Source organism: Mycolicibacterium madagascariense (genome assembly GCF_010729665.1).
Taxonomy (GTDB): Bacteria; Actinomycetota; Actinomycetes; order Mycobacteriales; family Mycobacteriaceae; genus Mycobacterium; species Mycobacterium madagascariense.
The window spans coordinates 2,920,784-2,942,656 of the sequence record NZ_AP022610.1; the positions used below are offsets into that span (position 1 = coordinate 2,920,784).

Annotated in this window: 18 protein-coding genes; 7 read left to right on the top strand and 11 right to left on the bottom strand. The window is 69.3% G+C overall.

The window, feature by feature from the left end; genetic code table 11:
* The first annotated feature begins 1 nt into the window (after position 1).
* A complete protein-coding gene (locus G6N60_RS13690; RefSeq protein WP_163737949.1) occupies positions 2-751 on the top strand; it encodes a hypothetical protein in 750 nt (249 codons plus the stop codon).
* A gap of 30 nt (positions 752-781) precedes the next feature.
* Here the strand turns inward: G6N60_RS13690 and G6N60_RS13695 are convergent, their stop codons facing one another.
* Positions 782-2,419, bottom strand: coding sequence for a sensor domain-containing protein (locus G6N60_RS13695; RefSeq protein WP_246240644.1), 1,638 nt, complete (start codon positions 2,417-2,419; stop codon positions 782-784).
* A gap of 168 nt (positions 2,420-2,587) precedes the next feature.
* Here G6N60_RS13695 and G6N60_RS13700 point away from each other — a divergent pair, with 168 nt between their 5' ends.
* Positions 2,588-3,745, top strand: coding sequence for a beta-ketoacyl synthase N-terminal-like domain-containing protein (locus G6N60_RS13700; protein WP_163737952.1), 1,158 nt, complete (start codon positions 2,588-2,590; stop codon positions 3,743-3,745).
* Here G6N60_RS13700 and G6N60_RS13705 read toward each other — a convergent pair.
* From G6N60_RS13705 to G6N60_RS13720, 4 genes are all read right to left on the bottom strand, one after another.
* Positions 3,742-4,605 carry an ABC transporter permease gene (locus tag G6N60_RS13705; protein WP_163737955.1) on the bottom strand — a complete coding sequence of 288 codons (864 nt, stop codon included), beginning with the start codon at positions 4,603-4,605 and terminating at the stop codon, positions 3,742-3,744. The genes G6N60_RS13700 and G6N60_RS13705 overlap by 4 nt on opposite strands.
* Positions 4,602-5,477: an ABC transporter permease gene (locus G6N60_RS13710; RefSeq protein ID WP_163737958.1), complete on the bottom strand. Its 876-nt coding sequence runs from the start codon at positions 5,475-5,477 to the stop codon at positions 4,602-4,604. The genes G6N60_RS13705 and G6N60_RS13710 overlap by 4 nt, the downstream gene beginning before the upstream one ends.
* Before the next feature lie 11 nt (positions 5,478-5,488).
* Complete coding sequence (locus G6N60_RS13715) at positions 5,489-6,676, bottom strand: polyamine ABC transporter substrate-binding protein (protein ID WP_163737961.1); 1,188 nt, start codon at positions 6,674-6,676, stop codon at positions 5,489-5,491.
* Positions 6,677-6,739: 63 nt separating this feature from the next.
* A complete protein-coding gene (locus tag G6N60_RS13720; protein ID WP_163737964.1) occupies positions 6,740-7,840 on the bottom strand; it encodes an ABC transporter ATP-binding protein in 1,101 nt (366 codons plus the stop codon).
* 438 nt (positions 7,841-8,278) lie between these two features.
* On the opposite strand from G6N60_RS13720, the gene G6N60_RS13725 reads away from it, so the two are divergent.
* Positions 8,279-9,040 (top strand): chitin-binding protein, encoded by a 762-nt coding sequence (locus tag G6N60_RS13725; RefSeq protein ID WP_170312560.1) that lies wholly within the window; start codon positions 8,279-8,281, stop codon positions 9,038-9,040.
* 130 nt (positions 9,041-9,170) lie between these two features.
* Entirely contained in the window at positions 9,171-9,653 is a 483-nt protein-coding gene (locus G6N60_RS13730; protein WP_163737968.1) for a TspO/MBR family protein, read from the top strand.
* A 12-nt stretch (positions 9,654-9,665) separates the two neighbouring features.
* Here G6N60_RS13730 and G6N60_RS13735 read toward each other — a convergent pair whose 3' ends face one another.
* Complete coding sequence (locus tag G6N60_RS13735) at positions 9,666-11,849, bottom strand: xanthine dehydrogenase family protein molybdopterin-binding subunit (RefSeq protein ID WP_372510923.1); 2,184 nt, start codon at positions 11,847-11,849, stop codon at positions 9,666-9,668.
* An 88-nt stretch (positions 11,850-11,937) separates the two neighbouring features.
* On the opposite strand from G6N60_RS13735, the gene G6N60_RS13740 reads away from it, so the two are divergent.
* Positions 11,938-13,449: an alpha-amylase family glycosyl hydrolase gene (locus G6N60_RS13740; protein ID WP_163737974.1), complete on the top strand. Its 1,512-nt coding sequence runs from the start codon at positions 11,938-11,940 to the stop codon at positions 13,447-13,449.
* 15 nt (positions 13,450-13,464) lie between these two features.
* Here G6N60_RS13740 and G6N60_RS13745 read toward each other — a convergent pair whose 3' ends face one another.
* Both G6N60_RS13745 and G6N60_RS13750 read right to left on the bottom strand, forming a co-directional pair.
* The gene (locus G6N60_RS13745) at positions 13,465-14,739 is read right to left on the bottom strand and encodes a hypothetical protein (protein ID WP_163737984.1); all 1,275 of its coding nucleotides are present in this window, start codon (positions 14,737-14,739) and stop codon (positions 13,465-13,467) included.
* A gap of 90 nt (positions 14,740-14,829) precedes the next feature.
* Positions 14,830-15,984, bottom strand: coding sequence for an epoxide hydrolase family protein (locus G6N60_RS13750; protein ID WP_163737986.1), 1,155 nt, complete (start codon positions 15,982-15,984; stop codon positions 14,830-14,832).
* Positions 15,985-16,135: 151 nt separating this feature from the next.
* Here G6N60_RS13750 and G6N60_RS13755 point away from each other — a divergent pair, with 151 nt between their 5' ends.
* On the top strand, positions 16,136-17,347 hold the full coding sequence (locus tag G6N60_RS13755) for an acyl-CoA dehydrogenase family protein (RefSeq protein ID WP_163737988.1): 1,212 nt from the start codon (positions 16,136-16,138) through the stop codon (positions 17,345-17,347).
* Between the two features lie 9 nt (positions 17,348-17,356).
* Here G6N60_RS13755 and trhA read toward each other — a convergent pair whose 3' ends face one another.
* The 3 genes from trhA to G6N60_RS13770 all read right to left on the bottom strand — a co-directional run bounded on the left by trhA (position 17,357) and on the right by G6N60_RS13770 (position 20,880).
* Positions 17,357-18,115: a PAQR family membrane homeostasis protein TrhA gene (gene trhA, locus G6N60_RS13760; RefSeq protein WP_163737990.1), complete on the bottom strand. Its 759-nt coding sequence runs from the start codon at positions 18,113-18,115 to the stop codon at positions 17,357-17,359.
* 198 nt (positions 18,116-18,313) lie between these two features.
* The gene (locus G6N60_RS13765; RefSeq protein WP_163738002.1) at positions 18,314-19,567 is read right to left on the bottom strand and encodes a diguanylate cyclase domain-containing protein; all 1,254 of its coding nucleotides are present in this window, start codon (positions 19,565-19,567) and stop codon (positions 18,314-18,316) included.
* A gap of 26 nt (positions 19,568-19,593) precedes the next feature.
* Entirely contained in the window at positions 19,594-20,880 is a 1,287-nt protein-coding gene (locus G6N60_RS13770) for a sensor domain-containing phosphodiesterase (protein WP_163738005.1), read from the bottom strand.
* 291 nt (positions 20,881-21,171) lie between these two features.
* On the opposite strand from G6N60_RS13770, the gene G6N60_RS13775 reads away from it, so the two are divergent.
* Positions 21,172-21,873, top strand: coding sequence for a GAF and ANTAR domain-containing protein (locus tag G6N60_RS13775; RefSeq protein WP_246240648.1), 702 nt, complete (start codon positions 21,172-21,174; stop codon positions 21,871-21,873).

The following is a 21,873-nucleotide window of genomic DNA, read 5'->3' on the forward strand; positions in this document are numbered from 1 at the left end:
CATGACGACCGTCGAACTCACGACCCTCACCCCCACCCGACTCGGAGGAGTCATCTCCTGGTGGGATCCGCTAGGGGAGTGCGCGATGACCATTGCCGACCCCCACACCGCACCGGAGTTGTTCGCCGAGTACCACACCGGTGCGGTCAAGAGTTACGCCCGGTTCGGAGTCGGGGACGCCCTCGACGCAGACGTGGCCCGGTGCGCTGACGACACCACGCTGTTCTGGGCGCTGACCGACGTCGACGGTCGCGTGATCGGCGGAGTCAGGGCCAAGGGCCCGCTGCGGTCACCCGAGGAGTCGCACGCCGTGGTCGAGTGGCACGGCAGGCCGGGCGAGGACGCCGTGCACGCCATGATCTCCGAACGCATCCCGTTCGGCATCCTCGAGATGAAGGCGGCCTGGCTGTCCAGCCGCGGTTCGCGCAACGAGAACAGGGCGAAGATGATCGCGCGCAGCGGCTTTCACGCCATGGAACTGCTGGGCATCGAGTTCTGCATGGCGACGTCGGCAGCGCACATCCTCGAGCAGTGGCGGTCCTCCGGCGGGGTGGTCGCCCCCATCCCCGCGACGCCGTACCCCGACGAGCGGTATCAGACCAAGATGATGTGGTGGGACCGGCACACGTTCACCGACCACGGCGAGCCCGCACAGATCGAGGCCATCGAAACCGAAATGGCAAGAGCCGCACGCACGTTGGCGAGCTTCGGCCTCGACGACGACGAGGACCGGGACGCCACTGCTGCTTGAGAGCGCTGCGAGCTGACCTCACGCCATGCGTCAGGGCTTGGCCGACTGCACCACCGTGCGCCGCCCGGTGGCCTTCGCCGCGTACATGGCGCGGTCGGCCTCGCGCAGCAGGGTGGCGGCGTCCCGCTCGTCGTCGGGTCTGACCTCGACCGCACCCACGCTGGCGCCGATCTTCACCGAACCCCCTGCCACGGCGATGGGTTCGACGAACACCCTGGCGATGCGCTGGGTCAGATCATGACGTTCGGCGTGCCGGGCCGACCCCACCAACAGCACCACGAATTCGTCGCCGGCGAGTCGACACACCACGTCGTCTCGGCGCACGGCAGCCCGAATGCGTTGGGCGGCAGCGGTGATGACGGCATCGCCCGCGTCGTGGCCGAGGGAGTCGTTGACGCTCTTGAGGTCGTCGAGGTCGATGAAGAACAACGCGGCCAGGCTCCCCTCGGCCCGCAGCCGCTTGGCCGTCGCCACCAGGTGCGCGCGGTTGGGCAGCCCGGTCAGCGAGTCGTGCGTCGCCTCGTGGACCAGCCGTTCGGCGGCCGACCGGGTCGCGGTGATGTCCCTGAAGCACACCAGCACGGCCGAGCGCTCACCCTCGTCCGGGTTGAGCCGGCGGGCGTTCACCGACAGCCAGCGGCCCGTGCCGTCCGTGCGTTCGCGTGCGAACATCTCGCCCTCGTAGGGCGCCCCGGTCTCGAGAGTGTGCAGGACCGGTCGCGCCCCGGGTTCGAGCGGGTGGCCTGCATCGTCGTACACGACGGTGTCGCGCAGGCTCATCCAGCGGCCGACCAGGTCGCCGTAACCCGCTGCACCATCGGGCAAGGGGCCGAGCATCCGCTCCGCCTCCGGGTTCGTCGACAGGATTCGACCCGTGTGGCTGAGCACCAGCACCGCCTCGTCGAGCGTGGCGACCACCGCCTCGAAATGCCGTTCGGCCCGCCGCAGGGCGGTCTGATCCGAGCACAGCAGCACGAACCCGTCGTCCATGGAGGCGGCCGAGACGCGGATGGCCAGGGCCTCCCCGCGGGGCGTGTAGTGCGTCGCGCTGACGGTGCCCCCCGCGGCGATGATCTTGCGCGGGTCCAATTCGGCGCCGACGGCCTCGCTGACCGGTTGGTGCAGGACGCGCTCCGCGGCGCGGCCGTAGATGCATTCGGCCGCCGGGTTCCAACTGGTGACCACGCCGGTGGCGGTGGTAGCGATGATCGCGTCGCTGACGTGGTCGACCAGCGCGGCCTGGTACCGCACGGCCGACTGGGCGGCCTTCTGCGCGGTCAGGTCGCGAAAGATCACCTGGAAGGCGGGCACGTCGTTCCAAGTGCTCAGCACGGACACGGCCTCGACGTCGAGCGTGGTGGCGTCGAAGCGCAGCATGACGGCCTCCGACGGCTCGGACACGTCGCCCGGCTCCCGGAGCGCGGAGATGCGGTTGAGCATGGGCGGCACGGAATCCGCATGGACGAACTGCGTGATCATCTGTCCGACCAGCTGCTCGGCGGACGTGGCGCGCATCCACCGAACGGCAGCGGCGTTGACGTAGACGACGCGACCCATCTGATGCACGCAGATCGCGTCGGGGCTGTGCTCCAGCAGTTTGCGGTAGCGCTGATCCGGGGTTTCGACGGGCGCGGACGCGTGGTCACCGTCGTCTCGAGCTGTCGTCACACCACATCCCACCGCATTCGTCCTGCCCCGGGTCACGTTAACACCGGCGCTGGCGAAGAACAGGTGGGACCGGTGATTAGTCCAACTGGTCAATACCCGTCGCCAAGCGGTTAATCAGTGGTAGCGACGTCCGCCTTGGACGCGCTCACGTCGAAGGGAGACTCGAGCATGCATGACACCGCCACGAACATCATCGGCATCGGTGCGGTCACGGGATACGGCTGGGGCGCGGGGGCGCTCTGGGACGGACTGCTCAGCAGCAAGCCCGCCGCGGCACTATTCGAGGGGTACGGCGCCGGCGGTGACGGCGCGTGGCTGGCGCGCGTACCCGCGGGCGGTGATGCGCGTGACGGTGCCAGCCGGTCGGCGCGCGCCATGCGGTACGCCGCACGCGAAGCCATGACCGACGCCAGGGACCGCGGCTGGACGCCCGGCGGCCGTGTCGGGTTGGTGCATGCCGTGGTGCTGCCGGAGTCCGAGGAGTGGCGGCAGTTCTACGTCGCCGAGGGCGGACAGCGCAAGGTGCGCGACTATCTCGCCCTGATGCCGTCGACGCCTGTCTCGATGTTGATGCAGGAGAACGACTTTCACGGCCCCGCCATGAACGTCTCGGCGATGTGCGCGTCGGGCAACGCCGGGTTGATCACCGCGAAGATGTGGCTGGACGCGGGCATCGTCGACGACGTCGTGTTCATCGCGACCGATCTGTCGCTCACTCCGGAGAACGTCGAACACTTCGTCAAGCTGGGGGTGGCCGTGGTCGACGCCGAGCCCCTCGACGCCTGCCGCCCCTTCCAGGAGGGCAGCCGGGGCTTCGCCGTGGGGGAGGCGTCGGTGAGCTTCGTGCTGTCCGCGCGCGGCGACGCCGCCTACACCAGGCTGCTGGGTGGCGCGATGACCCACGACGCGTTCCACGTGACGTCGGTCGACCCCGCCCGCACCCACGTCGACGGGTGCGTCCGGGAGGCCCTGCACACGTCGGGGGTCGACGCGGCCGACGTCCGGTACGTCAACGCACACGGTCCCGGCACCCAGCAGTGCGACACGGCCGAGGCGGGCATCCTCGACGAGATCTTCGACGGCCGACCGCAGATCTACTCGGTCAAACCGTTGACCGGGCACTGCCAGGGCGCCGCCGCGGCGGTCGAACTAGCCGCTGCGGCAATGGGTTACGTGCACGGCGTGATCCCGGCACCGCCCACCGTCGCACCGGGACATGACAGACTGCTGGACGGCCCGACTCCCATGGACGCCGGGATCACCCTCAAGACGTCGCTCGGCATGGGCGGCCAGAACTCGGCGGTCGTGCTCGCGCCGGCCGGTTAGACGACGACGCGCTTGCGGCGGTACAGCGTTCCGACGGCCAGTAGCACCAGGCTGATCACCAGGATGGCCGTCGCAAGCACGTCGATCTGCGGCGGCACGGCTGCCTTGACGGCCGCATTCACGAACAGTGGATAGGTCACCGTCGAACCGCTGACGAAGTAGGTGACGATGAAGTCGTCGAGCGAGAGCGCGAACGACAGCATCGCCGCCGCCACGATCCCCGGAACGATCAGCGGCAGCGTCACGCGGAAGAACGTCCGGGCGGGGCTGGCGCCCAGATCCATCGACGCATCCTCCAGGGTCCAGTCGAAACCGCGGACCCGCGCCCGCACCGTCATCGCGACGAAGCTGATCTCGAAGGCGACGTGAGCGATGAGGATCGTCGTGAAGCCGGTCGCCCAACCCAGGTCGAGGAACAACGTCAACAGCGAGGCGCCCATCACCACCTCCGGCGCCGTCAGGGGCAGCACCAGGAAGGTCTCGACGGCCTTGTTGCCGCGAAAGCGCTGACGCACCAGGGCAATGGCGAGCAGGGTGCCCAGCACCACGGCGATCAGCGTGGACAGCGCCGCGACCTCGACGCTCATCTTCAACGCCTGGGCCAGCGCCGGATACTTGAAGGGGTCGGCCCAGTTGTCGAGGGTGAAGCCCTGCCACGTGTAGTTGAACTTGCCCGCAGGCTTGTTGAACGAGAACAGCACGATCACGAAGATGGGCAGGAAGATGTAGAGCAGTACGAGCGCGGCGATCACCCTGAGCACGACGTCGCCGAACCGGCCCGATCCCCGGATCGAGCGCCTGGTTCGAGCGGGTGGACCGTCGATGGCGTCGACGATCGCGGCGCCCTCCTGAATCGTCATACCAGGTCCTCCGTCCCGAGAGCCCGCGTGTAGGACAGCACGCCGACGAGGATCATCGCCATCAGCAGGAAGCTCAGCGCCGCCGCTCCCGGATAGTCCTTCACGACCAGGAACTGCTTCTGAATCACGTTGCCGATCATGGTGGTCTGCGTGCTGCCGAGGTAGTCGGCGTTGATGAAGTCGCCCATGGCGGGGATGAAGACCAGCAGACTGCCCGCCAGGACACCCGGAATGGACAGTGGCAGTACGACTTTCCCGAACGCGCGCGGGCCCGACGAGTACAGGTCCCGCGATGCCTCGAGCAGGCGCGGATCGATCTTCTCCAGGCTCACGTACAGCGGCAGGATCATGAACGTCATCGAGTTGTAGATCAGCCCGCCGATGACGGCCCAGCTGGTAGACAGCAGCCGACCATCGGACGGCAGCAGCCCGATCGCGCCGAGAGTGTGCACCACGACGCCGTCGTCGGCGAGGATCGTCTTCCACGCCAGCGTCCGCACCAGGAACGTGACGAAGAACGGCAGCACGACCAGACCCAGCAGCAGGTTCTTGTACCGGCCCGACTTGAAGGCGATGACGTAGGCCAACGGGTAGGAGATCACCAGCGAGACCACCGTGGCCGTGAAGGCGTACAGCAGCGACCGCAGGATCTGGTCCTGGTACGTCGACAGCGCGTGACCGTAGTTGCCGAAGTCCCACGCAAACGTCAACTGCGGCAAGTAGATCGAGCCGCCCATCGTCGAGAGCGAGGTGCGGAACAGCGACCAGAACGGGACGACGAAGAAGATCAGGAGGTACGCCAGCGCGGGCAGGATCATCAGGTAGGGCGCGATCCTGCTGCGCTGGCGGTTACTGCTGGCGGCGCCTGCCATGGGCGAGCCCGCTAGCTGCCGGTGACGGCGGCGTACGCCGTGTTGAATTGCTGGGTCTGCTCGTCGGTGAGCGCCGCCCAGGTGTGCAGCTTGTCGGTGTAGTCCTTGGGAGGCACGATGAGCGGATTGGCCGACAGCTTGGGGTTGATCTTGTTCAGCTCGTCGGTCATGTCGGCGAGCACCGGCACGTACTGGGTCTTCGCGATCAGCTTGGCGTAGTTCGGCCGGTCGTAGACGTAGTTGATCCACGCCTCGGCCGCATGCTGATTCTGGGTGGTGTACGGAATGACCTGGGTGTCGACGAACCACGTGCCGCCGCCCTCCGGCACCACGAACGCGAGGTCCGGATTGTCGGCCTGGAGCTGCACGACGTCACCCGAGTACGCCTGGGCGACGATGACGTTGCCCGCCGCGAGATCGTCGGTGTAGTCGTTGCCGGTGAAACGCCGGATCTGACCCTTGTCCTTCTGTTCCTTGACCGTGTCGACGGCCTTCTGGAGACCCCCGATGTCGGGCTTCTCGATCGAACTGCCCTGCGACAGCATGACCATGCCCAGCCCGTCCTGCGTGTCGGAGAGGAGGCTGACCTTGCCCTTGAACTTCGGGTCCCACAGGTCCTCGACCTTGGTGATGTCGCGGCCGGCGAGCTTCCTGTTGTAGGCCAGCCCGGTCATGCCCGACATGTAGGGCGCAATGAACTTGCGCCCCGGATCGTCCGGATTGTTCAGCAGGTCGGGGCGCAGGTTCTTCTTGTTGGGCACCCGGGTGTCGCTGATCTCGTTGAGCCAGCCCAATTGCTTGAGCCGCAGCGCCATGAACTGGGTCGGCACGACGAGGTCCGCCCCGATGTCCTGCTTGCGCGACAACGGCTCCTTGTTCTTGGCGAACCACTCCTCGTTGTCGTTGAAGTCCTCCTTGTAGTCCACGGTCAGCTTGGTCGCGGCTTGGAACGCCGCGACGAAACCGTCGGCCATGTACAACGGCCAGTTCGAGATCCGCAGGTTGCCGGTGGCCGGCGCCCCGTCGTCGGGCGGTGTGGAGGACGAGCTGCTCGCGGTGGTACTGCTCGAGCCGCACGCGGCGAGGAACGACGGGCCCAGCACCAGGGCCGCGGCGGCCGCGGCGCCGCCGCCGAGGAAGCGGCGGCGATTGGTGGGGGTGGCGTCGAGCTTCGAGAAGGGGTCGATCGAGGAGGCCATGGTCATGCCTTTCACGAGGTCTGGGGGAGGGGGTAAGTGGACGGCACGTGCTCGACGCGGTGCTCAGGAGTCGTCGAGCATCTCCTCCAGGTCCTCGGTCGTCGGGATGTCGGCGGCCGGAAGGATCAGCGACGCGTCGGGAGTCCAGCTCACGTGCACCGGGTCGCCGGGTCGCAGCAGCGGGAGATCCTGTTCGGGACCCACGTGGGCGAGGATCGGGGAGCCGTCGACGGCGGCGAGCTGCAGCCGGACCACCGGACCCTGGAAGACGAGGTCGGTGACCGTCGCCGAGACCGTCGCGACGTCGCCGCTCGGCCGCTCCATCGAGACCCGCACGCGTTCGGGACGCACCATGAGGGTGGCCTGGCCGCCCGTCTCGATGGTGGTGTCACCCGGCCGGGCGCGCAGCGTGGTGCCCAGTACCGAGAGCCGGGCGTAGTCGCCGTCACTGCCCTGCTGCTGGCCGTGCCACAGATTGGCCTGGCCGATGAAGCTGGCGACGAAGACCGTGTTGGGCCGGTCGTAGATCTCGGTGGGCGATCCGATTTGCTCGACGTTGCCCGCGTTCATGACCGCGATGCGGTCACTCATCGTCAGGGCTTCCTCCTGGTCATGCGTCACGTAGACGAACGTGATGCCGACCTCGCGTTGAATGCGCTTGAGCTCGAACTGCATGACGTGCCGCAGCTTGAGGTCCAACGCACCCAGTGGCTCGTCGAGCAGCAGTGCGCTGGGGTAGTTGACGAGCGCCCGGGCCAGCGCGACCCGCTGCTGTTGACCGCCGGACAGCTGCGACGGCTTGCGCTTGGCGAAGTCGGTGAGGCGGACGACCTCCAGCATCTCGTCGACGCGGCGCTTCACCTCGGCCTTGCCGTGCTTGAGACTGCGCGGGCCGTAGGCCACGTTGTCCCACACGGTCATGTGCGGGAAGAGGGCGTAGTGCTGGAACACGGTGTTGACGTTGCGCTTGTGGGGCGGGACCGTCGACACGTCGACGCCCTCGAGGCGGATGGCACCCTCGGTGGGCGTCTCGAATCCGGCGATCATTCGCAGGGTGGTCGTCTTCCCGCAGCCCGATGGGCCCAGCATCGAGAAGAACTCCCCGGATGCGATGGAGAAGTCGGCATCGGCCACCGCGACGTAGTCGTCGAACCGCTTCGTCACGTGGTCGATCTCGATGACCGGCTGCTGGGCCGCGCCGCGCGTCGCCGGTTCACGACCCGTCGCGCTGTCGACGGCGGTGCTGTCTGTGCCGCTCAGGACGAACCTCCCGATGATTGGCGCGAACTGATCCCCTCGACGAGATGACCCGACTCAGCCCGTGCGCTGTCGCTAAACCATCGCCGATCTTGGGTGCCTTCGCAAGCGATTCCGCGTCGAAATCTCGTCTCGACGAAGGAATCCCTCGCCCAGGAGGTTGCTGGCCGGTGAATCCGCGGGTCTCGCACCACCGGACGACCTGCTCAGGCCCTCGTCGGGAACGATTCCGTGCTCTGCACAGCTCACGCTTAGGATCACCTCGATTGGTTCATAGGCAACCTATCTAGTGTCGCCTCGTCGGGGTGAATCGGAGTGATTGCTCCGGAGGATAGGAGTAGGACGATGAACCTGAAGAATGCGCTCGCGGGTGCCGCGCTGACGGGTGGGCTGGGCCTGGCCCTCCTGGCCGGCGGGACCGGCGTGGCATACGCCGCACCCGGCGGCGGCGGTGGCGGCTGCGTGCCGCCCATCTGCGGTGGTCCGGGCGGTGGCCCAGGTGGTGGCCCCGGCGGAGGACCGGGTCGCGGTGGCCCCGGCGGTCCGGGTGGCCCCGGCGACTTCCGCGGCCCCGGCGGACCCGGCGGCCCGGGTGATCGTGGACCCGGCGGTCCGGGTGGCCCCGGCGGTCCGGGTGGCCCCGGCGACTTCCGCGGCCCCGGCGGCCCAGGTGGACCCGGCGGTCCCGGTGGACCCGGTGACTTCCGCGGCCCTGGCGGACCCGGTGGTCCGGGCGACGATCGCGGGCCCGGCGGCCCGGGTGATCGCGGACCCGGCGGGCCCGGCGACTTCCGTGGTCCTGGTGGTCCCGGTGACTTCCGTGGTCCCGGCGGACCCAGCAACACCCGCGGACCCGACGGCCGCGACTGGGGACCACGTCCGCCCGACGCCTTCAGCGGCTTCCGCGGCGCCCCCTGGGGTGACGGACCCGCTCCCTGGGGCTGGGGAGCACCCCCGCGGGCCGGCTGGGATCGCCCCCTGCCGCCTCCCGGTGGGTTCTGGAACTACGGGCCGGTGAACTACTTCGGCTACGACGAGACCCCCGTGTTCGACCCCGGCTACAACGCCTGGGGCTTCTACTTCTTCGGAATCTGGGTCCCGCTGTAACCCCATCGGTGCAGGGCGGTCGCCTCGGCTCCCCGAGGCGACCGCCCGGCCCTTCCTCGCGAGCGCGGAGCTACCCTCGAGGCGATCGCCCCGCGGTCGCCGCGGTGAACCGACTCGAAGAGGAGTGCGAATGCGCGCATCGACAGTGCTGAAGACCGGTGCCGCCGCCGCGGCCACCGCCGTCGTCGGTGGTCTCGCGAGCGGGCCTGCCGTCCAGTCGGACTGGTACGCCAATCTCCGCAAGCCCAGCTTTCAGCCGCCGCGGCAAGCCTTTCCGATCGTGTGGCCTCTGCTGTACGCCGACATCGCCGGCGTGTCCGCGGCGACCATCGACGAGCTGTCGGCGCGCGGCGATCGTGAAGGGGCCCGGACGTTTTCGCTGTTGCTCGCGCTCAACCTGCTCCTCAACGGGAGTTGGACGTGGTTCTTCTTCAACCAGCGCAAGCTCGGAGCGTCGGCCGTCGTGGCGGGAGCGCTGGCCGTCAGCAGCACCGACCTCACCAGGCGGGCCGTCCGCGCGAAGGGCCCATCGGCGAACGCGTTGTGGCCCTACCCGATCTGGTGCACCTTCGCGACGGCCCTGTCGAGCCGCATCTGGTGGCTGAACCGCTAGGCGGGCGACGCCCTAGAGCAGCCTGTCCAGGGTGATCGGAAGGTCGGTGACGCGCCTGCCCGTCGCGTTGAAGACGGCGTTGCCGATCGCCGGCGGCACCGCCACGATGACCAGTTCGCCAAGGCCCTTGACGCCCAACGGATCAGCCGCCTGGTCCTCACCGGGCAGGAACGTCGCATCGAGGGCGGGGATGTCGGCGTTCACCGGCACCAGGTAGTCGGACAGATTCGCGTTGACGATCCTGCCGTCGCGGTGATCGATCTGGGTGCCCTCGAGGAGTGCCATGCCGACGCCCATCACCATGGCGCCGATCGCCTGGCTGTGCGCCAGCCTCGGGTTGATGATGCGGCCGCCGTCGTAACAGCCGAAGACGCGCCGCACCCGGACCATGCCCAGGTCCTCGTCGACGCCGACCTCGGCGAACACCGCGCCGTAGGCGTACATCGAGAACCGCGTGTCGGCGTCGTCGGGGGTGTAGGTCGCCCTGGCCTCCTGGCTCTGCCACCCCTTGCGGCCCAACAGGTCCTGATACGTCTCACCCGTCGCCGGATTCCTCGCCGCGAACATCCGGCCGTCGGCGACCGAGACGTCCTGCGGCGACACGCCGTGCAGGGGTGAGGCGGGATCGACGACCGCGGTGCGAATCAGCTTGTCGCGCAACTGGTTTGCCGCCAGTGCCACGGCCGATCCGACGCTGACCATGGTCCGTGAACCCGAATGCGATGGCGCGGTGGGGAATTGGCTGTCGCCGAGGGCGAACCTGACGCGCGGCAGGGGGATGCCCAGGGCGTCGGCGGCGACCTGCGACATCGACGTGTAGGTGCCGGGGCCCATGTCGCCCGTCGCGCTGCAGGCGTCGGCGGTGCCGTCGCCGTTGATGCGCACCAGGGCCTCGCACTGACTGCGGTTGACGCGGTACCCGGCCGCCGCCATGCCGATGCCCACCAGCTCGTGCCCGTCGCGCACCGAGCGCGGCGTGGGATTGCGCCGATCCCATCCGAACGACTGCGCACCCTGCACGAGACAGTCGCGCAGTCGGCGGGTGGAGAACGGCAGGCCGGTGGTCTGGTCGTGGGTCGGCTCGTTGCGCAGCCGCAGCTCGATGGGATCCAGCGCCAGCCGGTGAGCGAGGTCGTCGATGCCGGACTCCAGGACGAAGGCACCCGGGGTGGCGCCGGGGCCGCGCATCGGACATCCGACGTTGACGTCGAGGGGGACCACCCGGTAGGTGGAACGCATGTTGGGGCTGGCGTAGAGGAACTTCGCCGGGCCGGTGATGCTGTCCTCGAACGAGGCGTAGCGCGCGGACTCCGTGCGTCCTTCGTGGACGATCGCGGTCACCGTGCCGTCGCGGTTGGCGCCGACCGCCAATCGCTGTCGGCTCGTCGGTCGGTAGCCGATTCCCTGGTAGGCCTGCTGGCGGGTCATGACGAGCTTGACGGGGCGGTTCAGCGCCTTGGCGGCGAACGCGGTCAGCAGCTGGTGCGGCCAGGTGCTGCCCGCGCTGCCGAACGCCCCGCCGATGAACGGGGACAGCACCCGCACGTGATCCTCGGGTATCCCGAACGCCGTGGCGTAGGCCTCCTGAGCCGAGTTGACGCCCTGCGCCTTGTCCCACACGGTGAGCCGGTCACCCTGCCAGCTCGCCACCGTCGCCGGCAGCTCCATGGGGTTGTGGTTGTAGCGGATGATCGAGAAGGTCAGATCCGAGACCACCGACGCCGCCGCCAGCGCCCGGTCCGGATCGCCCCGCGCGTAGTCGGGCTGATGCTCACCGGGGTGTGCCACCGCCTGCGGCGAGTCGATGTCCGTCACGTTCGGCGCCGGGGCGTAGCGCACGGAGACCAGCGCCGCCCCGTGCGCGGCGGCCTCCATCGAGTCGGCGACGACGACCGCGACCGGTTGCCCGAAGAAGGCCACGGCCCCCGCGTCGAACGGCAGGTGCAGCCCGGGGAACCGGTCGAACACCTCGACGACGCCGGGCTCGCGGCGGGCGGCGGCGGCGTCGATCGCCGTGACGGTCCCGCGGGAGATGGTGCTGCACACCAACGCCGCGTGCAGCAGGTGGGGTCCCGGGTCCTGCACGGTCAGGTTGTCCGAGGCATAGCGCGCCGCTCCGGTCACCTTGAGGTGGCCGTCGACGCGCGCGATGGGCTGACCGGTCACGGCTGCGACCGTGTGCACGGGAAGGGTCACCGCACCCCCGAAGATTGGCGTCATGGGCCTGGAACCCCTTCGACGGTAGCCGACCACGCTGTGAGCGACCGGCCGCTACGGTCACCGGATGGCACGTTCCACAGCGTCCACGCCGCGGCGGTGGGCTTTCGCCCGCCACCCGTTCGTCTACGAGCTCGACACCTGGGTGTGGCTGTCGGATCTGAGCTCTCGCACCGGACGGCCGGTGAACCTGTCGACGGTGCCCGCGGCGGACTGGGACGCGATCGCCGACCTCGGGTTCGACGCGGTGTGGCTGATGGGCGTGTGGACGCGCAGCCCGGCCGGGGTGTCGGTGGCGCTGGCCGATCGCGAGCTCGTCGACTCCTTCCGGGCGGCTCTGCCGGACTACGCGCCTGAGGACGTGATCGGCTCCGCCTACTGCATCCGGGCCTACGACGTCGCACCGGAGCTCGGCGGACGGGCCGGCCTGGCGGTCGCCCGGTCGGCGCTGGCCGCCAGGGGCATTGCGCTGCTGCTCGACTTCGTCCCCAATCACGTTGCGCCGGACCATGAGTGGACCTCGACCCATCCCGAGTACTTCGTACGGGGCAGCGCCGCCGACGTCGACCACGATCCCGAGTCGTTCACCGACGTCGGCGGCCGCATACTGGCCAACGGTCGCGACCCCTACTTTCCCGCGTGGCGAGACGTGGTGCAGCTCAACGCATTCGATCCTGGTCTGCGCGCAGCGGTGGTCGACGTCCTGCGCGACATCGCTGACCAGTGCGACGGTGTCCGGTGCGACATGGCGATGCTGGTCGTGAACGACGTCTTCGCGCGGACGTGGGGAGAGCGCGTCGGGGAGCCGCCCGACGCCGAGTACTGGCCCGCCACGATCGATGCGGTGCACCGCACCCACCCGGAATTCACGTTCCTCGCCGAGGCCTACTGGGACATGGAGGCACTCCTGCAGGACCAGGGCTTCGACTTCTGTTACGACAAGCGGCTCTACGACCGCCTCGTCGACGGTGACGTCGCCGGCATCCGCGCGCACCTCGCGGCCGATCCCGCCTTCCAGGACCGCCTCGTCCGGTTCGTCGAGAACCACGACGAGCCCCGTGCGGCCGCGGTGTTCGACGCCGCGAGGGAGAAGGCCGCGACGGTGGCGACGCTCACCCAGACGGGAGCGCGGCTGATGCACGGGGGCCAGCTCGACGGGGCGAAGGTGCGGGTGCCGGTGTTCCTGCGGCGCGGACCGCACGAGGACGTCGACGCCGAACTGGCCGCGTTCCACCGGTCGCTGTTGGATGCGTTGCGCGACGACACCTTTCGCACCGGCACCTGGCGTCCGTGTCAGACGTCGGGGTGGCCGGGCGACGACTCCTGGGCTCGCCTCGTGGCGTGGTGCTGGCAGGGTGACGCGCGCTGGCTGGTCGTCGTCAACCTCGGCCCGACGCCCGCCCGGGCCCTGACCCGCGTGCCCCTGACCGACGTCCGCGGCCGCACCCACCGGCTGACCGACCCCACCACCGGGCTCAGCGTGGTCCGGTCCGGCGACGACCTCGCCGATGGACTGTTCGTGGAGCTGGGGCCGTGGCAGTGGCATCTGTTCCGGCTGGACGAGATACCCACGGGCTGAGCGATCTCGGCGGTGTCAGGCGACGCGTTCGCACGTGCGGCTGGTGGCGGGCTCGCCCGGACGGGGGCGGTATACGACACTCGAGCCCGACGCGACGATGCCAAGAGGTCCCGAGCCCGCGAAGCGTGCGAGCCCGGAGGCGCGAATCGCCCTGGCGGCCTTGGCCTGTCGACGTCCGATGCGCACTCCGGCCAGGGCCGGCAGCACCATGCCGACGACGCCGGGCAGCGCGGCTGCCGCGACGGCCGTCAGGGACGCCGCGATGACGAGGTGACCGTAGGTGTGGAAGAAGACCCGCAGCTGCTTGGGCAGCGTCGCGTCGGTCGCGGAGGGGGCCTGCGCCGGCCCGGATTCCCGTGCCGTGGGTGCGGTGTCGGTCCACCGGGACGGCGACACGGTCAGCAGCGATGGCGCGTCGGCGGTGCGGGCCGTGGCCGCTGCGCTTCCGCCGCCCGTCGCGGAGGACCACGACGCACCGGTGAGCAGGCGGATCACCTGCAACGGCGACAGGACGTTGCCGCCGGGCCGGCCGTGCGGCGGCTCGACGGCGGGGGCCGGTGCGGCGACGTCGACCGTCGTCGGCGGCGGCGGCGGCTCGACGACGGGGCTGGGCGGGGCGGTCACGACGACCTCCTGGTCACCAACCGTGGGGTCGGGTGGTGACACGGGATCGGCCTGCGGTGCGGTCGGGTAGTCCGTGGCGCCCTCGGTCTGGGCGGGTGGCGCCGACGCGACCGTGGTCGGCGGTGCGACCGACGCGGCTGCCGGCGGCTCGCCCTGATCCGACGTCGGCGCCGGGTCCTCGGCCGAGGGGGTCGCAGCCGCCGTCGTCGCGTCGGACGCGGAGGTCCCGGCATCCTGCGTGGCGGTGATCGGCGCCTGGTCGACGGTCGACTGGGCGGTCCGGGTCGCCGCGCTGGATGCGGCCGAGGGCTCCGCCTCGGCCCCCGGGTCGGCGTCGGTACTGGCGTCGGCGGCGGGGGAGACGTCCTCGGTCGCCATGCGGCGCTGCACGATTGCCGTCGTCGTCGTCCGACCCGGCGGCGGGGCGGTGGCCGTCGGAGCGGAACGGTGCCCGGCCGCGCCGCGGGGCACGCTCGGTGCCGTCGGATGACTGCTGACTCCGGGTGATGCCGCCCGGTCGGCGCCCGGCGCGGCGGCGGTGGCGCCGTGTCCCGACCCCGTCGGACCGGGCGTCGAATCCGCCAGGGCGGCGGCGCCCGCCGAGAGTACGAGGCCGCCCGCGACGAGGGACGCACCCGCGGCGATGCGCAAGGGCGAAGGAGTCATGCCGTCCCCTTCGACGCACGGCGAGCCGCCCACGCGGCTCGTGGAGCTAGCAGTCTGGCACGAAATTGACCCCTCCGTAGAGCATTGCGGTCAACGGACCGTGGCGAAGAAACGTCGAACGTCCTCCACGAAGAGCTCGGGCTGTTCGAAGGCCGCGAAGTGGCCCCCGCGCGGCATCGTCGTCCAGTGGGTGATGTGGTAATTCGGCTCGCACCACGCCCGCGGGGGACGGGTGATCTCCTTGGGGAACGATGCGATGCCGGTCGGCAGTTCGACGCGCCCGCCCGATCCTCTGGCCGCCCGGGATTCCCAGTACAGCCGCGCCGAGGACGCACCGGTCCCGGTCACCCAGTACAGCATTACGTCGTCGAGCATGGCGTCGCGACTGAGCGCGTTCTCCGGATGGCCGTCGCAGTCGGTCCACGACCAGAACTTCTCGACGATCCACGCGAGTTGTGCGACAGGCGAATCGACCAGTCCGTAACCGACGGTCTGCGGGCGGGTGGCCTGTTCCTTGAAGTAGCCGGAGTCCACGTTGCGGTAGTACTTCATCGCCGCCAGCGCCTCCTTCTCCTCGTCGCTGGGATTCTCGGCCGCACCGGGCGGCGGCGACGCCGTTGGCATGTTCGTATGAATCCCCACGCAGCTGCCGACGTTTCGGCCGATGTCGGTGGTCACCGCCGCGCCCCAGTCACCGCCCTGCGCGCCGTAACGGTCGTAGCCGAGCCGCACCATGAGCGTGTCCCACGCCCTGGCGATCCGGTTCGTGTTCCAGCCCGTCTCGGCGGGCTTGCCCGAGAAGCCGTATCCGGGCAACGACGGACACACCACGTGGAACGCGTCCTGCGCACTCCCGCCGTGGGCGGTGGGATCGGTGAGCGGGCCGATGACCTGCTGGAACTCGACGATCGACCCCGGCCAGCCATGGGTGATGACCAACGGGAACGCGTCCTGGTGGCGAGATCGTTGATGCACGAAGTGAATTGGCAGGCCGTCGATCTCGGTGACGTACTGGTCGAACTGGTTCAACGCCGCCTCCCGCGTGCGCCAGTCGTACTCGTTGGCCCAGTAGTCGGCGAGCTCTCGGGTGTAGGCCAGGGGGATGCCCTGACTCCAGTCGAGGTTGCCGGCGGCCGCGGCTGCGACGGACTCGGGCTCCGGCCAGCGGGTGGCGTGCAGCCTGCGCCGCAGGTCGTCGAGAACGTCGTCGGGCACGTCGATGCGGAAGGGTTCAACGGTCGTCATCCCTCGGATTGTGGTCCATTCCTCAGGGGCTCGCTTCGACGGCACGGCGGAGGCTGCGTACAGTTGTTCACCGAAGAGCGACGTCGTTGCCTACGTGCGCGTCGCGCGGCCACCGACGCGCGGATGGAATCCGCCGAAAGGACCTCTCGCCATGACGTTTTCACTGGAACTGTCCGAGGACGTGATCGAGGTCCGCGACTGGGTCCACGACTTCGCTGAACAGGTCGTCCGACCGGCCGCCGCGGAATGGGACGAGCGTGAGGAAACGCCGTGGCCGATCATCCAGGAAGCCGCCAAGGTGGGGCTCTACTCGGTGGATCTGTTCGCGACGCAGGCGGCCGAGCCGACGGGCCTCGGCATGCTGACGGTGTTCGAGGAATTGTTCTGGGGTGACGCCGGCATCGCGCTGTCGATCCTGGGCACGGGTCTGGCCGCCGCGTCGCTGGCCGCCAACGGAACACCCGAGCAGCTCGGGGAGTGGCTGCCGCAGATGTTCGGTTCGATCGCCGAGCCGCAGTTGGCGTCGTTCTGCTCGTCGGAACCCGGGGCGGGCTCCGACGTCGCGGCGATCATCACCCGCGCGCGTTACGACGAGGCCACCGACGAATGGGTGATCAACGGAACCAAGACGTGGGCCACCAACGGCGGCATCGCCAACGTGCACATCGTGGTGGCCTCGGTCCACCCGGACCTCGGCTCGCGCGGCCAGGCGACGTTCATCATCCCGCCGGGGACCAAGGGCTTCAGTCAGGGTCAGAAGTTCACCAAGCACGGCATCCGCGCATCGCACACCGCCGAGGTCGTACTCGACGACGTCCGTATTCCCGGCAACCTCATCATCGGCGGCAGGGAGAAGTTCGAGGAGCGCATCGCCAAGGCGCGCGAGGGCCGGAGCTCGGCGGGCCAGGCGGCCATGAAGACCTTCGAGAGGACCCGCCCCACGGTCGGCGCGATGGCGCTCGGGGTGTCCCGTGCGGCATACGAGTACGCACTGGACTACGCCCAGCAACGGGAGCAGTTCGGCCGCAAGATCGGTGACTTCCAGGCGGTCGCCTTCAAGCTGGCCGACATGAAGGCCCGCATCGACGCGTCCCGGCTGCTGGTGTGGCGGGCCGGGTGGATGGCCCGCAACAACCTGCCGTTCACCAACGCCGAGGGGTCGATGGCGAAGCTCGTCGCCAGCGAGACCGCCGTGTACGTCACCGACGAGGCCATCCAGATCCTCGGCGGCAACGGGTACACGCGCGACTATCCCGTCGAGCGCATGCACCGTGACGCCAAGATCTTCACGATCTTCGAGGGCACCAGCGAGATTCAGCGTCTGGTGATGGCCCGGGCGATCACCGGCCTGCCGCTGAAGTAGCCGCGCCCGCTACACGATGAGGAGCCAGATCGCGGCGTAGTGGCAGATGGCCGCCGCCGCGGTGAACGCGTGGAAGAACTCGTGGTACCCGAACGTCTGAGGCCACGGGTTCGGCCAGCGCACTCCGTAGAGCACGGCGCCGATGTTGTAGAGCACGCCGCCGGCCACCAGCAACGCCACCACGCTCGGACCGCCGCCGGCCAGCAGCACGGGCGCGAACCAGATCGCGGCGTAGCCGAGCACCAGGTACAGCGGGACGCCGACCCACCTCGGTGAGGACGGCCAGAACATCTTCAGCGCGACACCTGCGGCGGCCCCGCAGTAGACGATCGTCAGCACCAGGGTGGCGGTGTGCGGCGGCATCGCCAGCACCGCGAACGGCGTGTAGCTGCCCGCGATGAAGACGAAGATCATGGAGTGATCGGCGCGCTTCATCCACTTGCGGGTCGCCAGACTCCGCCACCGCACCCGGTGGTAGACCGCGCTCACGCTGAACATGCCGACGATCGTGGTCGTGTAGACGAGGGTTGCCAGACCCGCCTTCGGCGAGGCGGTCAACCAGGCGACCGGCACCAGGACGGCGCCGGCGACGATCGCCATCACCGCGCACACCACGTGGATGAGCCCCCTGGCGCGCGGGGCATGGAAGAAGTCGGTGACGGTGTCGGCCAGCACCTGCGGGAGGTCGTCGTCGCCACGCAGGATAGCTGGCGGGTCGTCGTCGACCGTCGATTCGACGTTGGTCGAACGCGCGACTGCGCCGCTCATGGGACCGATCCGTGCTCGTTCAGGACATCTCCGCTGTCGAGGTTGAGCCGTTGCCGTCGGCAGGGCCGCCGCTGCTGCGGTCGGGCCTTGCGTCGAGGCTACCCAAGCCCCCGCGTTTCGGGGGTCCGCCGAGCCGTCTCGGAGGTGAAGCTCTGGTGTCGATCGCGTCACGTCGGCGCCGACGGGCGAGCGGCCTTGCTACGGGTCGGGGGTCGCGATGCCGCCGGCACGTTCGACGGCGCGGTCCACCACCTGGCCGGCGACCTCGGCGAGCTCGGTGCCGTCGTCGTGACTCATCCGCTCGAGCACCTGCAGGGCGTCGTCGGTGGCCACCCCGGTCTGGGCCCGCAGGACGCCGATCGCCTGCTGGATCACCGCCGCCGCGTCGCTCGGCTCCGGTCGCGAGCCGACGGGGGAGCAATCGGCCTCGGGCGTGGCGACGTAGTGGGTCCTCCCGCCACCGTCGTTCTTCGCGGCGTACATCGCGGTGTCGGCGTCGCGCAGGATGCGCGCCGGGTCGCGAGGATCGTCGGGGCCGACGATGACGACGCCGATACTGGCCCCGATGCTCAGCCTGGCGGACCCCACCTGAAGGGACTCGGCCAGGCACGCGTGCACCCGCGCGGTGAGCGAGGCGATCTCGGCCTCGTCGAGGGGCGTGATGAGGGACGCCACGAACTCGTCCCCGCCGAGGCGGGCCAGCACGTCGTCGGGGTGCAGCGCCTGGTGCAACCTGCCCGCGGTGGCGCGGATGACGTCGTCGCCCGCGGCATGGCCCAGATCGTCGTTGACGTTCTTCAGCCGGTCGAGGTCGAGGAACAGGACCACGATGCGTTCGTGCTGCCGACGGCGCTCGGACAGGTGCGCCAGGAGACCGCGACGGTTGTGCAATCCGGTCAGCTCGTCGTGGTGAGCGAGGTAGCGGAGCTGTTCCTCGGCCGCGATGCGGGCCTGCACCTGAGCGAACAGCGAGGCAATGGCCTGCAGGGCGTTCAACTCCTCGCGTCGCCACCGCCGATCGCCAAACTTGACGAATCCCAGTGTGCCGGTAGTGATTTCGCCGGATACGAGCGGGACCGCCGCCATCGAACTGGCGTGGACGCTGCTGCCCGCCTCGATCAATCGTTGGTAGTCGGCATTGGCCGGCTCGGGACCGAAGACGGCGGGGGTCTTGCCGTGCTCGCACTGCGCGAACACGGGATCGTCGGCGAAGTAGACCAGCGCCAGCGGATCCGGTTGGGGCACGGCGGATCGCGGCGGCCATTCGGCGACGAGCCTCGACGCGCCGATGCCGTGGTCGTTGTAGCGCAGGAAGCTGACGTCGACGTCGAGGTGGGCGACGAGGTCGGCCAACACGTCACGGCTGATCTGTACGGCGGTTCCAACGGTGGCCGCCATCAACTTGGCTGCCGCCGCGGTGACGACGGCGTCGAGCTCGTACGGCGCGTTCATGCTTCGTTCCCTCGGCCAGCCGGTGGTCAGAGGATGCGATCAAGGAGGTTGCACGCAGCGGCGGTTACCAGCGAGCGGTCATAGGTGATGATGAAGTCGAACCGGCGGTCCGCGTCGCTGCGGCCGCGGAGGGCGTTGTCGGGGTGCTCGCGGGCGATCAGCGCGGCCGCGGTGTGCGGGCCGAGGGCCACGACCGTCCACTCGGCGGCCAGCGCATCGTCGGCGGCCAGGCAGACCTGCCGCACCCCAGGTCCCAGATCGGTCGGCAGGTTCTCGGCGAACACGGCGACGAGGGGGGAGCGGGTCGCGAAGTCGAGGTAGTCGCGGCGGGTCCGCCCGGTGAACCGCTTGGCGCGCTGCAGCGCGGTGAGCAGGATGGGTGGGTCGGCGGCGTTGCGGGCCTGGCTTTCGATGTGACGGGAGAACGCCGTCAGGGTCTGCTTCCTGCCGGTCCGCAGCGGGGCGTGATCCCCGATCAGGTCGAACGGCGACCCCGACGCGAGGCCGGGTCGCTCCCTCCTCGACGGAGGTGGCGACCAGCCCGCCGCCGCCGGGTGGTCGCTCATCAGGCCGGGTCGGCCGAACTTGTAGCCCTGCCCCAGCGTCGCGCCGACGGCGAGTGCCTGTTCGAGATGCTCGTCGGTCTCGATGCCCTCCGCCAGGATCACCGCACCGGTGCGTTCGTGGTGGGCCAGCACCGCCGAGAGCGTCCTGGCCTGGTCGTCGTCGGGTTGGGACTGCACCAGGCCGAGATCCAGCTTCACGACGTCGGGGGAGACGACGTCGAGCAGTGCCATCGAGTCGGGATGGGTTCCCACGTCGTCCAGAGCGATGGCGAAACCCGCGTCACGCAACGAGGCGACCTTCTGCAGCAGCAGATGCGGATGGGTGAGCAGGCTGCGCTCGGTCAGCTCGAACATCACCTGTAGTTCCCGCTGCCCGCGTTCCAGGACGGCACTGCGCGCCGCGGACGCAGTGCCGCTCGTCGGCTCACAGTTGATGCACAGCAAGGCTTTTCGGCCCAGACCATGATCGAGGGCCTGGGTGATGGCGGCGTCGATGCACAGCGCGTCCAACTCGTCGAGCTGGTTGCTGGCTCTGGCGCGCTCGAACACCATCGGCGGGCTGAGGCCCTCGAACGCCGGCCAGCGCGCCAGCGCCTCGAATCCCACTGTCGCGCCATCGCCGAGTGTCACGATGGGTTGGAACGCGGCGGCCAACCCGTCGCCGCGGACGGCAGCCTCCACCGCGCGAGCATCCTCGGGCAACTCGTGCGACGGAGCGACTCCCGCCCTGGGCAGTTCAATCGACATTGCGCCCCTCGTCCCATGCGTGTCGTCACGGTGCCAGGGTCTGGAGCAACTCCCGTGCCATTACCCGCTCACGGTCTTCCCACACCCGGTGACGTCGAGCCGATGCGGGAATCATCGCGTTTGCCATGGGCTGCGGCAACCTGGGCGCACAGAAGTAGTAAGTTCTGTTTCGCCAGGACGGCACGGTGCCGTACGTCGTGCGCTCGCGGGAAGCGTTGAGTCTCCAGCCTTCCGACCGCAAGGGTCGGTCGCGGGACACCCGTCTGAGCCTGGTCTCGAAAGGCCCCCATCGTGCCGGACACGGAGTACGCCAAAACCCTGCGTGACGCGATGACCGACCTCACCCACCGGTTCGCCCACCCCACCAACGTCGATGAGATTCTCTATGGAATCACCACTGCTGCAGTGAATCTCATCGATGCAGTCGACAGTTGCGATGTGCTCCTCATCGAGCACGCCGAGAAGTTCCGCTCGGTGGCCACCACGTCGCCGGTCGCCGCCGAACTCGACGGCATCCAACACCGTCACGGCGAAGGTCCCTGCATCGATGCGGCGGTCGGCGACACCATGGCGTTGTCGAACGACCTCCGAGACGACGAACGCTGGCCGAGATTCGCCACGGCGGCCGTGGAGGCCGGAGTGCACAGTGTGCTGTCCTTCCAGCTCTACACGCATCAGAAACAGCCCACCTGCCGGGGCGCGTTGAATCTGTTCAGCTCGCGACCGAATGCCTTCGACTCCGATGCCCAGGCCATCGGCGCCATGCTGGCGACCCATGCGGCGATCGTGTTGATCGCTCAGGACCGCGAAGCGCAGTTCCAGTCCGCGCTGGCGAGTCGGGACGCCATCGGCCAGGCCAAGGGCATGATCATGGAACGCTTCCGCGTCGACGCCGTGCGCGCCTTCGAACTGCTCAAGAAGCTCTCTCAGGACACCAACACTCGCCTGGTCGACGTCGCCGCGCAGATCGTGGCATCCGGACCGCCCGAGTAA

Bases quoted from the DNA above. Each gene is read 5' to 3' on its own strand.
- G6N60_RS13730 (WP_163737968.1), top strand. From the start codon at position 9,171: ATGCGCGCATCGACAGTGCTGAAGACCGGTGCCGCCGCCGCGGCCACC.
- G6N60_RS13700 (WP_163737952.1), top strand. From the start codon at position 2,588: ATGCATGACACCGCCACGAACATCATCGGCATCGGTGCGGTCACGGGA.
- G6N60_RS13750 (WP_163737986.1), bottom strand. From the start codon at position 15,984: ATGACGACCGTTGAACCCTTCCGCATCGACGTGCCCGACGACGTTCTC.
- G6N60_RS13705 (WP_163737955.1), bottom strand. From the start codon at position 4,605: ATGACGATTCAGGAGGGCGCCGCGATCGTCGACGCCATCGACGGTCCA.
- G6N60_RS13770 (WP_163738005.1), bottom strand. From the start codon at position 20,880: ATGTCGATTGAACTGCCCAGGGCGGGAGTCGCTCCGTCGCACGAGTTG.
- trhA (WP_163737990.1), bottom strand. From the start codon at position 18,115: ATGAGCGGCGCAGTCGCGCGTTCGACCAACGTCGAATCGACGGTCGAC.
- G6N60_RS13725 (WP_170312560.1), top strand. From the start codon at position 8,279: ATGAACCTGAAGAATGCGCTCGCGGGTGCCGCGCTGACGGGTGGGCTG.
- G6N60_RS13690 (WP_163737949.1), top strand. From the start codon at position 2: ATGACGACCGTCGAACTCACGACCCTCACCCCCACCCGACTCGGAGGA.
- G6N60_RS13755 (WP_163737988.1), top strand. From the start codon at position 16,136: ATGACGTTTTCACTGGAACTGTCCGAGGACGTGATCGAGGTCCGCGAC.
- G6N60_RS13715 (WP_163737961.1), bottom strand. From the start codon at position 6,676: ATGGCCTCCTCGATCGACCCCTTCTCGAAGCTCGACGCCACCCCCACC.
- G6N60_RS13740 (WP_163737974.1), top strand. From the start codon at position 11,938: ATGGCACGTTCCACAGCGTCCACGCCGCGGCGGTGGGCTTTCGCCCGC.
- G6N60_RS13765 (WP_163738002.1), bottom strand. From the start codon at position 19,567: ATGAACGCGCCGTACGAGCTCGACGCCGTCGTCACCGCGGCGGCAGCC.
- G6N60_RS13745 (WP_163737984.1), bottom strand. From the start codon at position 14,739: ATGACTCCTTCGCCCTTGCGCATCGCCGCGGGTGCGTCCCTCGTCGCG.
- G6N60_RS13710 (WP_163737958.1), bottom strand. From the start codon at position 5,477: ATGGCAGGCGCCGCCAGCAGTAACCGCCAGCGCAGCAGGATCGCGCCC.